The following is a 423-nucleotide window of genomic DNA, read 5'->3' on the forward strand; positions in this document are numbered from 1 at the left end:
CAGCTGGGCCATGCCCGTCACGCTGGGCGTGATCCTGGGCTGGTGGGCGACGTCCATCGTGCGCGGCGGCGGCGTGCTCACCGGCACGCAGCTCGCGCTCGGTCTGATCTCTGGCGCCGTGCTGGCGGCGCTCTGCTACGCCGTCGGCCGGGCGCAGAAGCGACTGCCGGTGGAGGCCAAGGCCATCGCGTACGGCACACTGTTCGGCGGTTCGGTCGGCTTCCTCTACAGCCTGTCCGACAAGACGACCGTGCTCGCGGCCATCGTCCTGGGCCTGGTCACCGGCGCCGGGATGCTGGTGTGCGCGTTCTATGCGTTCTACGTGACAAAGGACTGAGCCCCGCGCTTCTCCGTCATCCTTGACCTTCTCCGCAGGGGAAGCCCCAGCATCGGTGGGGCCGGGCGGACCGCCCGGTACGAGGA

1 protein-coding gene is annotated in these 423 nt (G+C 70.0%); it reads left to right on the top strand.

Annotated features, from left to right (window positions below):
• Positions 1–337, top strand: a 337-nt coding sequence (locus AC1DUE_RS20445) for a hypothetical protein (RefSeq protein ID WP_477041233.1), incomplete at its 5' end; no start/stop codon positions are given.
• Positions 338–423 lie beyond the last annotated feature (86 nt).

This window comes from Cellulomonas sp. P4_A2 (assembly GCF_056402515.1).